The organism is Acinetobacter sp. YH12205 (assembly GCF_013418125.1).
GTDB classification, from domain to species: domain Bacteria; phylum Pseudomonadota; class Gammaproteobacteria; order Pseudomonadales; family Moraxellaceae; genus Acinetobacter; species Acinetobacter towneri.
The window spans coordinates 288768-302038 of sequence record NZ_VPCQ01000001.1 but is presented as its reverse complement, the minus strand read 5'-3'; the positions used below and the strand labels follow the sequence as shown (position 1 = coordinate 302038).

The following is a 13271-nucleotide window of genomic DNA, read 5'->3' as shown; positions in this document are numbered from 1 at the left end:
TTACATTTCTATGCTAGCGTTTTTGCGCTAACAGGGCATCATAGAAGCATAAATAATAATCAACATTTTGGAGGAGTTATGTTGCGTTTAATCACGGTTTCCGCATTGGGTGTTGCGTTATTGTCAGGCTGTGCGACTACACAGAATATTATTTCACAAGTTACGCCTGCAGAAACACCTTTGGCGCAGGTACTCAAACAACGTCCAGATTTGCGTAAAGAATTGGCTACCGTTGAAATTCGTCAATACTTTAACCGTGTCGAAGCACCAACTGCGGCAGAAGTAAAAATTACCGAAACAGGCTTAATGGATGATTCGGTACGTTCAATTCGTAGTATTTATCACTTTAAAAATATTAATGGACAATGGCAGCAGGGTGATGTGCAAACCGCTTACTTATGCGCACGTGGTAAAAATACCAAGACTTTCCAAAGCAAAAAATGTCCTTAAATTGCTGTAGGGCTTAGGTAAATCTTGCATGATGTTCTAAAAATGCAACAAAGCGTCTGTGGATAATACTCGTGTTATCCACAGCTTTTATTTAGGATGACTTCATTCGATTCAAAAACGTGTGAGCGCAGCATGTCCATCAAAACGCTAGCATTTCTACACTGTAATGATCGCCTCATTGCCGTGGGTAGTTTTATCCTGTACTTTCGGTATTTTCATATTATGAATTGGGCAATACCGTATCGCCTTAACCCGCTGAAGGAGGTGATGCCTAACTTGGTCTGATGTCACATCAAGTGCCGCAATTTATTTAACGGACTTAAAAAATGCGCCATAAATTTGCCATTCAACTCTGTTAAACTGCAGCTCAATTTTCTATTTTTATGGGCTAAACGCGGCTGACTTGCATCGTTTTGTCCTTTATAACTCATGCCACAGCAGCAAAAAAATACCATTCAACGTGCCACACTCATGTTTCCCTTGGCTTTGGTCTTGTTTGAGTTCGCGGTTTATATTGGCAATGACTTGGTTCAACCCGCAATGTTGGCCATCACACAAGATTTTGGTGTCAGTAGTGCATGGGCAGCTTCGTCCATGTCATTTTATTTGCTGGGGGGTGCTTGTGTGGCGTGGTTATTGGGGCCACTCTCTGACCGTTTGGGACGCAAAAAAGTATTATTGGGCGGCGTGGCATTTTTTACCCTAACCTGTTTATTGATTTTATTGACTCAGAACATTGAAAGCTTCCTTGTTCTTCGTTTTTTTCAAGGTTTTGGTTTGTCAGTCATTAGTGCAGTCGGTTATGCGGCTATTCAGGAAAACTTTGCAGAACGTGATGCAATTAAAGTCATGGCGCTCATGGCGAACGTCTCTTTACTTGCTCCCTTGCTCGGCCCAGTCTTAGGTGCATTTATGATTGAGCATGTTTCTTGGCATTGGGGTTTTATCGGCATAGCACTGTTGGCATTTTTGAGTTGGTTTGGACTGAAAGCCAAAATGCCTGAAAATCAGCAGCGTATTCCCAAACCTCCATTTCGAGATGTATGGGATGATTTTAAACAAGTTTTTCAAAATACCAGATTCTTAGGTTTGACATTGGCGCTGCCCTTATTGAGCATGCCTTTAATGTTGTGGATTGCGTTATCTCCTGTGATGTTGGTGGAAGAGTTAGGCTTTAGTAGTCTGCAATACGGTTTGGCGCAGTTTCCTGTTTTGGGTGGTTTGATTTTAGGCAATCTGGTACTGATGAAAGTCATTGACCGTTTACCTTTAGGAAAAACAGTCTTGATTGGTTTACCTTTAATGTTGTTGGGTAGTGTGCTGATCGTATTGGGGGCAATTTGGCAAAGCTATTTTGTTTGGTGTTTGGTGATTGGTATGAGCTTGATTAGTTTTGGTGAGGGAATGAGCTTCTCAGTCTTATACCGTTTCGCCTTAATGTCATCGGAAGTGTCTAAAGGTACTGTTGCTGCTAGTGTTTCAATGATATTGATGCTGTGCTTTTTTATTGTGATTGAACTGGTGCGTGTTTTATATATGCGGTTTGATATTTGGGCGTATAGTTTGGCTTGTTTGGTGCTGATAACGCTCTGGTTTAGTTTGCCACGCATGATGCTTAAACAGGTGATGCAGGAGCGAGTTGCTGCAGGGCAGTTTTAAGGGGTTAAATTTTTCAGCTGCATCATAAAACAAGGTGATGTGGCATCACCTTGCAAACATTTGATTTATAAATTAAAGTTGAGAAAATGTGTAATATGATGAAAGCTGAAAAGGACTTGCAGATTAAGCTTGTACTGGTTGTTCCATCTTTTTCAATTTAGCATCAAAAACAAATGGGCCAAAAGGTAAAATTGAAGCAATTAAGCCCAAAATAAACATTTTAAGAGACCATTTTTGTTTTTCACAAACCACAAAAAGCACCACTAAAAATGCGATAAACAATACGCCGTGTCCCATACCTACATATTTCACTAAAATTGGGTTATCGAACATATATTTCATGGGCATAGCAATAAATAACAACAATAAGAATGAAATACCTTCTAGGAACCCAACCCAACGTAATGTTTTAATGTTCATGCCCAAATCTTTTTCATGTCGATAAAACAGCAGTGTAGCGCAAATAGTGACAATCGCAAAGACGAGCTGTTGGGAGCTCTGCACATTGATGAGCTAGATACGATGGCTGCAAAATTGAGCTAATTTTTTGCAAATTAGTAGCAAGTTATTCAAAAACGAGTAAGTGTGGTTATGAAAGACGACCGATATAAAGCAAGAAGACCTGCATTGAGCGTCGTTTGAGAATAATCCTCAAAAAGATAAATTTTACTTTTTGCGGATAAGTCGAAAGGCATGTGTATAACCCTTAACTTATCCACAATTGGTAATAAATGTTTTATTGAAAATGCATCATGCTAGCTTAAATAATCCCACAGGCAATTCGCTCACCGCCGCCGCCCAATGGTTTTGGATGGTCGGCATAGTTATCACCGCCTGCATGAATCATCAAGGCCAATCCTTCAACTTGTGCCAATGTTAAACGGGGTGCAATCACGGTCACTTTGGCTGTTCCGTCGTTTGCAACACTTAAAGCCGGTAAGTCCCCTAAATGTCCTGTAAGCGGTGTACCATGATTCGGGATATTTTTGGGATTAAAATGTCCGCCCGCTGCTAAAGCAGCAACCATTTTTCCATCTTTTTCTGCTGCTGCACATGAACCTTTTTCATGGATATGAAAACCTCGTTCCCCTGCAGGGAGTTGTTGGAGTTGGGTGTGAATGACTAAGCCTGCTGCACTGTCACGCAGTTCGACTGTACCTAATTCTTTGCCAATACCTTGTGCTGAAACAGCATGCATTTTCACTAATTTTGATTTTTCTTGTGTGGTTGCGGTGGTGCTGCAACCCATAAGTACTAGGCTGCTAAAAGCAGCAAGACTGGCAAATTTGAGTATTGAGCGCATAAAAGACATCCTGTTTGTTGTGCATAATATTTAGGGATGTCTTGATTGAAGCAAAGTTAGCTCCGTTACAATACAACGTTTGCGTAGTAGTATGTATGTACTGTGTTGAGCTGATTTATTCAGATCAACACAGCCATGTGAGCAATATGATCAGTAAAACAGCTTAATCAAGCTTTGAATTGGATGATGAATCGTCTTCAGGGAGATCATGCGCAAGCGTGGCTTTGGGCAACATTAAAGCTTCGGGCTGGTTGTTTTCATGCAACCATTCACGCCAAATGGCCAGTAACACGGCCAAAATCACAGGGCCAATAAATAGACCAATTAGACCAAAACTGGCAATTCCACCTAAAACTCCAAACATGATTAACAGGAATGGAATTTGAGTTGCACCTGAAATCACCAAAGGACGAATCACGTTATCGGCAGTGCTGACCACACATACGCCCCATGCCATCACGCCAATCGCTTCCATCGTATGCCCTTGGCTAAATAACCACAGCGAAACCGAACCATAAGCTAAAGGTGGGCCAAACGGAATTAAGGCAAATAAGAAAGTCACAATGGTTAGCACCATTGGGTTAGGTACCCCAGCGACAAAATAGCTCACGCCTGCGAGTAAAGCCTGCGCAATTGCAGTGAGTCCAACGCCATAAACCACAGCACGTGTGGTTTCAGAAATAGTATCTAAATAGTGATGAATACGTGGCCCAATCACCATTTCTAGCGCTTTGCTGACTTGATGCAAGATGGTGTGACCATCGCGGTAGAAAAAGAATAATGACAGCAGGGCAAAACCCAGTTTGATCAGGTTTTTGCTGACTTCATTAATCACCACTTTACCGTAATTCAAATGCCCTTGAATCCATAAGGAAATGGATTGCACAATGCTGTTCGGATCGTGATTAATTTCTTTAAGGGTGCGGGTGACTTCTTTACCAATAATAGGTAAATTGCGAATGAAATCAGGGACATTTAAGTGTCCGGAAAAGACCTGTTTTTGTAATTCGTAATATAAGTTGCGACCTTCATGTTGCAGGATAAAAATGGCAAAAGTGAGTGGAATGCCGACCACCAACGTGACCATCAGCATCATTAAGGCTGCGCTAAGCGTAGGACGATGACCGCATAAACGTAGCACCGACTGATATAGTGGCCAGCTCATATAGGCAATGATTGCTGCCCAAACAACAGGAACAATAAAATATTTGAGTATGTGAAAACCCAAAAAGATCAGGACAAAAAACAGTCCAAACAATAAAATTTTTTGTAATGTTGGCGCGTACTGTTGCACTGAATTCACTGAAACATTCCTAAGGTCATGTGCCATATTAACTGAAAAAAAAGCTCCCGAAAACGAGAGCTTGGTAAGTTCTGGTGAATAAGTTCTAAACGGTGGCGATTCTAGGCTTTAAAACCATTGAGCAGGGTCATCTACAATGGCATTCAGTACAGGCTGCCATTGATCTTGCATTTGCAGATAAGTTTTTTGGGTTTTATCAAAAATACTTAAACCTTGCATTGCCAATTGTCCATAGGCTGCACGTTCTGAAATCCATGCCACAGGCTGTTGCTCGATTTTCTGGAAAAAATCCTGAATATCTTTAGAGCTGGCAGAGTTGGGTTTGACCCGATTGGCCAACAGCAAAATTTGGACTTTGCCTTTACGAATCCGCTTAATGTCTTGTAAGTGTTTTAAGAAGCGACGGGTGGAGTCAATGTCAAAAAATGAAGGCTGTAGAGGTGTGATAATGGCATGTGCTTCGCTAATCAGCTGCTCGGCATGCTCACCCGATAACGCACCAGGTGCATCAATAATTAAATATTCAATGTTTTTGGGTGCATCGCCAATCGACTTTTCATGACGCCAATCTAAACTTTGAATTGGAGCGGCTGTTTCTGGTCGTTGTTTTAACCATTGCAGCGCAGATTTTTGATTGTCGGCATCCGCCAAAGCAACTTTATAGCCTTTTTGTGCAAGCGCAGATGCTAAACTAATAGCCGTAATGGTTTTTCCACAGCCACCTTTTTGGTTGGCAATTAATATAGTTTTCATGACCCTCGAATCGATTTTAATCTGCTCATCCCTAGCATATCATTGTTTTGTGCTCGGAATATGACAGTTGACAAAAGTCGTATCGAGTTCTGCAAAAAAGGTTTAGGAAGGTTTTATGTCAATCTGGATGGCGATGCTGATTGGTGCCTGTATAGGCGTGGTGCTGACCACCTTAATTTTAAGCAATAGCCGCAATGGACGGATTAAAGCCGAGTATGAACAATATATTGCAGAAATTGAACTGTCACATCAGCAGGCATTATTGCAGGCACAAAAGCGCAGTGTAAATACCAGTCGTGCGGTACTGAAAGGCAAAATGGCAGAGCAATTAGCACCGATTATGCCTGAATTTCAGTATTTACCGAGCGATGCCAAATTTTTAGGTGATCCTGTTGATTATATCGTGTTTGATGGCTATACCGATTATCGGGATGGCAATGGGCATGCCGAAGATATTGCAATCGTCCTAATTGATATTAAAAGTGGTGGCGCACGTTTGACCAAAGGTCAGCAAGCAATTGCGCAGGCCATTCAGCAGGGCAGACTGCGTTTTGAAACCATTCGGATTGATTTTGAGGATTGTGATTAAAGAGGTTTATGTACTCGCGCCAATAACATGCGCTGTGCAAGACTGGGGATATCTGCAGCATCAACATATTGGATTTCACCCAACTCAAAACCAGTTTCCAGTAGGGCAATTTCAATGTCACGGTTTAAGTGACAGCCATCTGCAACTTTCTTTTGAATTGGTGTGAGCAGATGTTGTAAACGCTGAACATTCAAATTTTGTCGATTTAAAACGTGTTCTACGAGGTGCAAAGTACCGCCTGGTTGCAAGACGCGATAAATCTCTCGCAGGCTTTGTTCTAGGTCTGGAATACTGCACAAGGTCCACGTGGACACCACATGCTGCAATTGATCATTTACAAAAGGCAGTTGTTCTGCACTTGCGGTAATCTGCTCAACCACGAACGGTGCTGCATCAATTCATTGCTGCGCCAATTTGAAAACTGCTGCATTGGGTTCTAAGGCATACACGGTATCTACACTTTGATAAAAAGGTAAATTTAAACCTGTGCCAAAGCCAATTTCCAAAACTTCGCCCGATACGCCAAATAAAAGCTCACGTCGTAAATCCATTAAGGATGGAGTTTGCATGACCTGATTCAGCAAGTGCGGGAAAATATGTTTTTGATAAAATTTATAGAGCATGTGCAGATCTAATTATTGATTTTTATGCCGATAAGCTTAGCTGAAATTACAGGGTTTTTGCCATGTCAGAATGAGCCAATGACTGCATTTTGTTACCAATTTCAACTATTGTATTCATGATCTGTGATTAAGATAAATATAGATAGATGAATTTAATAGGCAGATTTTAAGATGAACACGCATATTTCGCTAAAACTCACGGCATTGTTACTGACTCTGGCTTTGCCATGTTCCGTCTATGCTGCGGTCGAGCGTAATATTGCCAAAGGCTTGCCTCCTGTCGTGAAAGGTCAGTCGATTGAAGTGTTGCAACCTTTTAAGGGTGATTTTCGAATTTTGGGTTCAAAAACCTATCAGGATGATGCCCAAGCCAAATTTTCTCCGATTGATTATGCGGTGAGTTGGGGTTTATTTGCTGAGCCTGAAATTGCCCGTCATATTACCGTCAATCAATATGACCGCTATTTAAACTGGAAAATAGACCGTTTACCTGTGCCTGCAGAACAAGCCATGCAAATGGTGTCTAATATGCATATCATTCCTGCCAACCCAAAAATTGCCAAAGACATTCAAAAAGTAAAACGTGGTGATTTGGTGCGTTTAAAAGGTGAGTTGGTTGAGGTGAAAGATCAGGACTTGGTTTGGACATCATCTCTCACACCAACCGATACGGGGGATGGTGCTTGTGAAGTATTTCGCGTTAGTTCGATTCAGTGGATTGAAAAGGTTAAAAGTTAGGACAGGGTGATGAATTGCTATTTGCGCATGAGTTTGAGTGGATGTGTTGTGGCATTGGGCTTAAGCGCATGCACAGGTATGAATTCAAGCATTGATGGGCAAACTTTTAAATTTACAGCGCAGCAGCAATGTCCCGCATTGTTAGAGATGGATGTCGGACAAACTTTAGAATTACAACTGAATGAAAACCCAAGTACAGGCTATCAATGGAGTTTGGTAGAGTCACTGAAGCTATTTGATGTAGAAAGTATTTATCATACTGCTGAAGCTTCATCTTCTGCTCAAGTAGGGCAAGGTGGACAAAAAATATTTTATTTTCAGGCAGTCAAGGCTGGTCAGGAATTGCTCCACGTGAAACATGCCCGTGCATGGGAAAAAACCGCAATACAAGAATGGCAATGTCGGGTGCGTATTTCTTGATATGTTTGATTATGCTAAACAGCTTGAATTGTTGTGAGATTTAGCAGCAAAAAATCTATAATTTTCTTAAAATAAAAAGCCGTGTGAGGCTGTTTATAATCAGTATCGCACGGCTTTCCTATCTAAATTTAAAACTAAAATACTAAAAATTATTTGGCGCTGAGTGCTTGTCCTTCAAATTGGATGCCATCCCAACCATGTTGCATAAACTGGCGAATATTTTGGTGGTCACTGCTTGTCGGGTTTGCACGTACCGAGGCATAGTGTTCTGCAAACAAACTGAGGGTTTGTGCCTGATCTAAACCTTTTAACTGAGCAAAAGAAAACACTTTGGCGCTGCCCTGATTTTCAGTGGCCGCATTGTTTTGTTGTCCATTTTTAAATGCGGTTGGGGTGTGGTTATAGTGTGCTTCAATGAATGCAATCACATCGGCAAATGTTGCACTGCCTGCCTCAACTTGAGCCAATAATTCTTTTGCCATGACATCCTCCACATGTGCCTAAATTGAAATAATATGCAGACTAGCGCAATTTGGTTTTGAGTGGAAAACTTTTTCGTGTATTTAACTTATGTGATTTAGGAAGATGTAAAATCTGAGCAAAGATATGGATGCTTCGGGCAAGAATATCTTGAAATATAGAGAGAGATCACATGTGACTAAAAATTATGGCTGTGAGAAATACACGACATAGCCGCAAAAAGGACAGTAGAACAGATGAATTGGCTATTGGTGGCAATTGGTGGTGCATTGGGGGCAAGTTTACGTTATGCCGCAAGCCTGTATTTATTTAAATCGGCACAGCATTTTCCATGGGCAACGTGGTCGGTCAATCTGTTTGGCTGCTTTTTGGCAGGTGTATTTTTTGGATTGAGTCAGAAATATCCTGTGTTGCAGCAGGAAGCCCGCTTATTACTGATGGTAGGTATTTTAGGTGGCTTTACCACTTTTTCCAGTTTTAGTTTGGAAACTTGGCAACTCTTAAGACATGGACAGCAAGGTATGGCGTTTAGTTATGCGCTTTCCAGTGTGGTTTTGGGAGTGATGTTGCTGGGATTGGGTTTTTATGTGATTCAACAGTTTTTAAAACATTAGATTAGGGTCTGTACCAAATCAATCGTTGAGTAGAAAAATCCATTAGATAAAAATTATAAATAAAAAGAAGCCCAAGCTGGAGGAGAGTGCTTGGGCTTTGAAGATAGAGGATATCCCATCGTTTCGATGAGCAATCTTGCTATGTTTAAAATATAAAACAGAAAACTTAACTGAATATGAAGTGATTGTGAGATTTTGCAATAAAGCTCAAGCTTAGCGTTTGAAACGTGCAAAGCGTTTGTTGAAGCTCGCGACACGTCCTTCATTACTGGTTTGACGTTGTTCACCTGTGTAGAACGGATGCGATGCGCTTGAAATATCCAAAGTCACATAAGGATATACCTTGCCTTCATATTCTTTACTTTGGCTGCTTTGCAAGGTGCTGCCAATCACAAAATAGGCATTGGCGTTGGTGTCGTGGAATAAAACTTCACGATATTCTGGGTGGATATTCGGACGCATGAGATTTCTCCAAACTAAATGTGTAATTTGTGAAATGTTATAACATAACAATTAATTTGGCAAATAAAACCCACATGCATTCTTTCTAGTGAGTTTTACATCAAAAATTATCCAATCCCTTTTTAAACCTGTTGTATAAGGGCTGTCATTGAGGGAATAGTGTCTGCACAGATTAAATAATTTTTTCTATTGGAAGTGAAAAGGCATCGTAAGAACAAGTTTGACCCATGCCATTTTAAGGCATAAAATGGCATTCAGTGGTATGTATGGAGTAGATGATGACAACATTGGTAAAAAAACGGGTTCAATACACGGTTGATCAGGCAATTATGGAATCGGCAGAATACATTATGACAAAAGTTGGTCTGACGCCTGCCACTGTAATGAGCATGGTTTACGCTGAAATTGCACGAACTGGAAAAATACCTGTCACGACTCAAGTGAGTGACGAGGATTTGAATACAGCAAGATTAATCGCGATGAGCCATAATGTTCCTAGTGTAAAAGTGTCTAGCGCTGCGGATACTGCTGCTTTTTTAGAAGATGATGGCGGCTACTAATGACCCAACAACTCTATTGGGCTTATGTTGGCTTTACAGATATTGCCGAGGGTAAGACCAGACCTGTGTTGTATATTCGCCAAACGGACACCGACTATGTTGTATTCCGTTTAAGTAGTCAGTACGAAAATAAGTCTGCTTTTATTAAAAGCAAATATGTGGAAATTAAAAACTGGCAACAGGCTGGTTTAAAAAAGCCATCGTGGATTGATACAGTACAAACATATCAGCTGCCTATCCAAAAAACACAACTCACTTATATTGGACAACTGTCTGCCGATGATCTGGAATGCTTAATCAAACACCTTGAAATTCAATAATTTGAATTTCATCGTTTCAACTTGAATGAATCGGTTTAGATAACAAAAAATCCTCCTACATTTGGGAGGATTTTTTGTCTGGATTATAATTTTAGTTACGGAGCATAAAACAGATTGGGCTTTATTTTCAGCATCCTTTGCTGAGTCCAAAGTTGAGTCTAAGCTCGCGGTGGAACCAACTCCTCAAAAATATCAATTAAATTATCATGTACTTTTAAATGAATTAAATTCCAATAATGCCCTGAAACAGTTCGATTCACCATTAAGGTATCGGGAGAAGGCTTAAACACATCCCAATATTTCAATGAACTTTTGACCAACTCAACGCCATCATGATGGGCAGAATTTTCAGCAAAATCATAATGTGTGGTTAGCGGACGCATCAGCACTTCTAACCATTGCAAATATAAATCTTCAGGGAATTTACCCAATGCAGAAATTGCCTGCAGTGCATCTAGATGCTGTTCAATTTCGGCAATATCTTGCGCACGCGCAGCATGAATCAGTTGTCGAAAATGATGCACTACATCATTCGATAGAGTTTTGACGCCGCCGTAATCATAAATCACCACAGAACCATCTTGGCGGAACGCAAAGTTGCCCGGATGCGGGTCGCAATGAAAGCGTTTTAAATAAAAGATTTCTTGACCCATGGCACGCAATAAACGTCGTCCCAAAGTGTTGCGGGTACGCTGTGACCATGTGCTTGCCGTTTCTATATTTTCACCTTGTTCCAAACTTAAGGTGAGAATATGCCGCGAAGAATAGTCTTTAAACACTTGTGGGATAATAATTTTATCATCCAAAGCCGCGTGAAAGGTACGCGCTACTTCTAGGTTTTGTGCCTCAATCTGGTAGTTCAGCTCATTGTCTAAACTTTCCTGAATTTCCTGAAATAGACGGTCTTGTAATTTACGGTCTATTTTAAGTACACCCATTAAACGCAGTGCCAAACGGACTTGTTTCAGGTCACTTTCGCAGGCTTCATCGACCCCAGGATATTGCACTTTGACCACCACTTGCTCGCCATTGGGTAAAATGGCTTTATGCACTTGCCCAATAGATGCGGCTGCAAACGGAGTTTCATCAAAGTGTTTAAAAATTTTGTCGAGCGGTTTACCGAGTTCTTTTTCAACTTGTGCCTTAATTTCAGCAAAAGGCATGGCAGGTGCTTGGCGCTGTAATTTACTGATGGCTTTGGCAACTTCAGGCGGAAAAATATCTTTATATTGCGAGGCAATTTGCCCGACTTTCATCACCGCACCTTTCATTTCGCCTAAGGTATCAGCAATTTGGATACCAATATCTTGAAACAATTGGCTGCGTGCCGCATTTTTTTGTTCTTCATCTGCGGTGAGGTTTTTAATCGAGTTCGATACCGTTTTGGTTGCAATACTTGCTGTCATGCTCGCAAGTTTCATAAAGCGACGACCAGGTGTACGCGCCGTTTTTGCCATGCGATGTTCCTCAAGATCATCTTTACTATCTTTTGATCATAAGTGTTCGTGAGCAAAATGCCTACTTTTAATTGTTAAAGTATTTTTTGATCACAAGACCCACGTGCCAAAACGTATTTTGGCATGTAGGTGAGTAGGCTGAGGTTTATGCTGTAAATTGGCGTTCCAGTCGTTGATTGTTGAAATATAAACGGGTCAGAAGTAACACACAGGCAATGCTTAAACCGACAATCAGCCCGACCCAAACCCCTGCAGCGCCCATACTGCTGTAACGAGTTAAATACACGCCAATGGGGAACGCCACAACCCAATAAGCGAGCATGGTAATCCACATTGGACCTTGGGTGTCTTGCATGCCACGCAAACAACCCGCTGCGCTAATTTGCCATGCATCCATGAGTTGATAGGCAATCGCAAATAATAATAAAGACATCGTCACTTGCGCCACTTGCGGGTCGCGGGTGTAAATTGAAATGATTTCAGGACGGAAAAACCACATCAGTGCCATTGTAGAAAAGGCAAATACAGTTGCGGTTGCAAAACCCAAGCCTTGTACTTTACGCATGGCGTGAATATTTTGTTCACCATAATATGTGCCAATACGAATGGTCAGGGCAATTGCCAAAGACATGGGAATCATAAATAACTGAGATGTGACTGACATGGCAATTTGATGGGCTGCCAGTTTGGTTTCTCCCAAAGGACTGATTACAATGGCGGCAGTACTAAAAATACTCACTTCAAAGAAAATGGCTAAACCAATGGGCAGTCCTAACAGCAAAATACGTTTAATCCAGACCGCATCAATCGCTTCCCATTGGCTAAATACCGGCGTGCTTTGATAGGCGCGACTTTTAAAAATATAAAATGCCAAAGTTATGAACATTAACCATTGCAAAATGGCGGTGGCAAAACCGCAACCCGCACTGCCCAGTTCAGGCAGAGGCCCCCAGCCATACATAAACATAAAGTTCAGCGGAACCAATAAAACCAATGCCAACAGACTAATTACAGTCACAGGGCGTGGATAGCCCAGTGCTTCCGAATAACCGCGCAAGGCAGCATACATGGTCACGGCAGGCATCCCAAAACCAATGGCATGTAAAAATAAGCCTGCTTTGGGCTGTAAATTTTCAGGCACACCAAATAATGGCAATAGTGCAGGCATGAGCTGTAAAATCAGCCCTGCAATCACACCTAAAATAAACGCAATCCATAAAGACTGACGGGCGATGGTTGCAATTTTTTCTGGGGTACGCGCGCCTTTAGCCTCGGCGACTAAGGGTGTGGTAGCAATCATAATGCCACTGAACAGCAGCATAATGGGCATCCACAAACCGACCCCAACAGCAATAGCAGCTAAGTCGGTGGCAGACATGTGACCTGCCATAATGGTATCAATCAGACCTAAACCTGCTTGCGCAAATTGTGTGACCAAAATTGGAATCATCAGTTGAAAAAGCTGTTTTAATTCAAAACGGGTCGTGGTCACAGAATGTATATTTGACACAAAAAATCTCAATGCATGAGGTGCTTAGCG

The 13271-nt window shown here is 41.4% G+C and carries 16 protein-coding genes and 2 pseudogenes; 9 read left to right on the top strand and 9 right to left on the bottom strand.

The window, feature by feature from the left end:
• Positions 1–78 precede the first annotated feature (78 nt).
• The 3 genes and pseudogenes from FTU92_RS01455 (at position 79) to FTU92_RS01445 (ending at position 2109) form a co-directional block, all read left to right on the top strand.
• Positions 79–450 carry a hypothetical protein gene (locus FTU92_RS01455; RefSeq protein WP_004974545.1) on the top strand — a complete coding sequence of 124 codons (372 nt, stop codon included), beginning with the start codon at positions 79–81 and terminating at the stop codon, positions 448–450.
• A 138-nt stretch (positions 451–588) separates the two neighbouring features.
• Positions 589–698, top strand: a pseudogene (locus FTU92_RS01450) (pirin family protein); the annotation flags it as partial.
• A gap of 181 nt (positions 699–879) precedes the next feature.
• The gene (locus tag FTU92_RS01445; RefSeq protein WP_178319399.1) at positions 880–2109 is read left to right on the top strand and encodes an MFS transporter; all 1230 of its coding nucleotides are present in this window, start codon (positions 880–882) and stop codon (positions 2107–2109) included.
• A gap of 123 nt (positions 2110–2232) precedes the next feature.
• Here FTU92_RS01445 and FTU92_RS01440 read toward each other — a convergent pair whose 3' ends face one another.
• From FTU92_RS01440 to FTU92_RS01425, 4 genes are all read right to left on the bottom strand, one after another.
• The gene (locus tag FTU92_RS01440; RefSeq protein ID WP_004974548.1) at positions 2233–2529 is read right to left on the bottom strand and encodes a DUF3817 domain-containing protein; all 297 of its coding nucleotides are present in this window, start codon (positions 2527–2529) and stop codon (positions 2233–2235) included.
• A gap of 340 nt (positions 2530–2869) precedes the next feature.
• A complete protein-coding gene (gene sodC, locus FTU92_RS01435; RefSeq protein ID WP_154320285.1) occupies positions 2870–3412 on the bottom strand; it encodes a superoxide dismutase family protein in 543 nt (180 codons plus the stop codon).
• A 163-nt stretch (positions 3413–3575) separates the two neighbouring features.
• A complete protein-coding gene (locus FTU92_RS01430) occupies positions 3576–4715 on the bottom strand; it encodes an AI-2E family transporter (protein ID WP_131260611.1) in 1140 nt (379 codons plus the stop codon).
• Between the two features lie 108 nt (positions 4716–4823).
• Positions 4824–5468 (bottom strand): ParA family protein, encoded by a 645-nt coding sequence (locus FTU92_RS01425; protein WP_004974554.1) that lies wholly within the window; start codon positions 5466–5468, stop codon positions 4824–4826.
• Between the two features lie 115 nt (positions 5469–5583).
• Between FTU92_RS01425 and FTU92_RS01420 the strand changes: the two genes are divergently transcribed.
• The gene (locus FTU92_RS01420) at positions 5584–6057 is read left to right on the top strand and encodes a Holliday junction resolvase-like protein (protein ID WP_004974557.1); all 474 of its coding nucleotides are present in this window, start codon (positions 5584–5586) and stop codon (positions 6055–6057) included.
• Here the strand turns inward: FTU92_RS01420 and FTU92_RS01415 are convergent.
• A pseudogene (locus FTU92_RS01415) lies at positions 6054–6680 on the bottom strand (class I SAM-dependent methyltransferase). The gene FTU92_RS01420 and the pseudogene FTU92_RS01415 sit on opposite strands and share 4 nt — an antisense overlap.
• A gap of 171 nt (positions 6681–6851) precedes the next feature.
• Here FTU92_RS01415 and FTU92_RS01410 point away from each other — a divergent pair.
• Entirely contained in the window at positions 6852–7418 is a 567-nt protein-coding gene (locus FTU92_RS01410; protein WP_179991508.1) for a hypothetical protein, read from the top strand.
• A 9-nt stretch (positions 7419–7427) separates the two neighbouring features.
• On the top strand, positions 7428–7838 hold the full coding sequence (locus FTU92_RS01405) for a protease inhibitor I42 family protein (RefSeq protein WP_180095351.1): 411 nt from the start codon (positions 7428–7430) through the stop codon (positions 7836–7838).
• Between the two features lie 149 nt (positions 7839–7987).
• Here FTU92_RS01405 and FTU92_RS01400 read toward each other — a convergent pair whose 3' ends face one another.
• Entirely contained in the window at positions 7988–8320 is a 333-nt protein-coding gene (locus tag FTU92_RS01400) for a HopJ type III effector protein (protein ID WP_136144551.1), read from the bottom strand.
• A gap of 234 nt (positions 8321–8554) precedes the next feature.
• On the opposite strand from FTU92_RS01400, the gene crcB reads away from it, so the two are divergent.
• The gene (crcB, locus tag FTU92_RS01395) at positions 8555–8932 is read left to right on the top strand and encodes a fluoride efflux transporter CrcB (protein WP_180095348.1); all 378 of its coding nucleotides are present in this window, start codon (positions 8555–8557) and stop codon (positions 8930–8932) included.
• A 213-nt stretch (positions 8933–9145) separates the two neighbouring features.
• Here the strand turns inward: crcB and FTU92_RS01390 are convergent, their stop codons facing one another.
• Entirely contained in the window at positions 9146–9394 is a 249-nt protein-coding gene (locus tag FTU92_RS01390) for a type B 50S ribosomal protein L31 (protein ID WP_004974599.1), read from the bottom strand.
• A 278-nt stretch (positions 9395–9672) separates the two neighbouring features.
• On the opposite strand from FTU92_RS01390, the gene FTU92_RS01385 reads away from it, so the two are divergent.
• Positions 9673–9954 carry a type II toxin-antitoxin system RelB/DinJ family antitoxin gene (locus FTU92_RS01385; protein WP_136144463.1) on the top strand — a complete coding sequence of 94 codons (282 nt, stop codon included), beginning with the start codon at positions 9673–9675 and terminating at the stop codon, positions 9952–9954.
• Positions 9954–10274 carry a type II toxin-antitoxin system PemK/MazF family toxin gene (locus tag FTU92_RS01380; RefSeq protein ID WP_131260605.1) on the top strand — a complete coding sequence of 107 codons (321 nt, stop codon included), beginning with the start codon at positions 9954–9956 and terminating at the stop codon, positions 10272–10274. The genes FTU92_RS01385 and FTU92_RS01380 overlap by 1 nt, the downstream gene beginning before the upstream one ends.
• A gap of 158 nt (positions 10275–10432) precedes the next feature.
• On the opposite strand, the gene FTU92_RS01375 is transcribed toward FTU92_RS01380, so the two are convergent.
• Positions 10433–11731, bottom strand: a complete 1299-nt coding sequence (locus FTU92_RS01375; RefSeq protein WP_180095345.1) for an AarF/ABC1/UbiB kinase family protein — start codon at positions 11729–11731, stop codon at positions 10433–10435.
• Positions 11732–11876: 145 nt separating this feature from the next.
• Positions 11877–13241: an MATE family efflux transporter gene (locus FTU92_RS01370; RefSeq protein ID WP_373687278.1), complete on the bottom strand. Its 1365-nt coding sequence runs from the start codon at positions 13239–13241 to the stop codon at positions 11877–11879.
• Positions 13242–13271: the final 30 nt, after the last annotated feature.

Bases quoted from the DNA above. Each gene is read 5' to 3' on its own strand.
- FTU92_RS01400 (WP_136144551.1), bottom strand. From the start codon at position 8,320: ATGGCAAAAGAATTATTGGCTCAAGTTGAGGCAGGCAGTGCAACATTT.
- FTU92_RS01380 (WP_131260605.1), top strand. From the start codon at position 9,954: ATGACCCAACAACTCTATTGGGCTTATGTTGGCTTTACAGATATTGCC.
- sodC (WP_154320285.1), bottom strand. From the start codon at position 3,412: ATGCGCTCAATACTCAAATTTGCCAGTCTTGCTGCTTTTAGCAGCCTA.
- FTU92_RS01385 (WP_136144463.1), top strand. From the start codon at position 9,673: ATGACAACATTGGTAAAAAAACGGGTTCAATACACGGTTGATCAGGCA.
- crcB (WP_180095348.1), top strand. From the start codon at position 8,555: ATGAATTGGCTATTGGTGGCAATTGGTGGTGCATTGGGGGCAAGTTTA.
- FTU92_RS01455 (WP_004974545.1), top strand. From the start codon at position 79: ATGTTGCGTTTAATCACGGTTTCCGCATTGGGTGTTGCGTTATTGTCA.
- FTU92_RS01390 (WP_004974599.1), bottom strand. From the start codon at position 9,394: ATGCGTCCGAATATCCACCCAGAATATCGTGAAGTTTTATTCCACGAC.
- FTU92_RS01375 (WP_180095345.1), bottom strand. From the start codon at position 11,731: ATGGCAAAAACGGCGCGTACACCTGGTCGTCGCTTTATGAAACTTGCG.
- FTU92_RS01405 (WP_180095351.1), top strand. From the start codon at position 7,428: ATGAATTGCTATTTGCGCATGAGTTTGAGTGGATGTGTTGTGGCATTG.
- FTU92_RS01410 (WP_179991508.1), top strand. From the start codon at position 6,852: ATGAACACGCATATTTCGCTAAAACTCACGGCATTGTTACTGACTCTG.
- FTU92_RS01445 (WP_178319399.1), top strand. From the start codon at position 880: ATGCCACAGCAGCAAAAAAATACCATTCAACGTGCCACACTCATGTTT.
- FTU92_RS01440 (WP_004974548.1), bottom strand. From the start codon at position 2,529: ATGAACATTAAAACATTACGTTGGGTTGGGTTCCTAGAAGGTATTTCA.
- FTU92_RS01425 (WP_004974554.1), bottom strand. From the start codon at position 5,468: ATGAAAACTATATTAATTGCCAACCAAAAAGGTGGCTGTGGAAAAACC.
- FTU92_RS01420 (WP_004974557.1), top strand. From the start codon at position 5,584: ATGTCAATCTGGATGGCGATGCTGATTGGTGCCTGTATAGGCGTGGTG.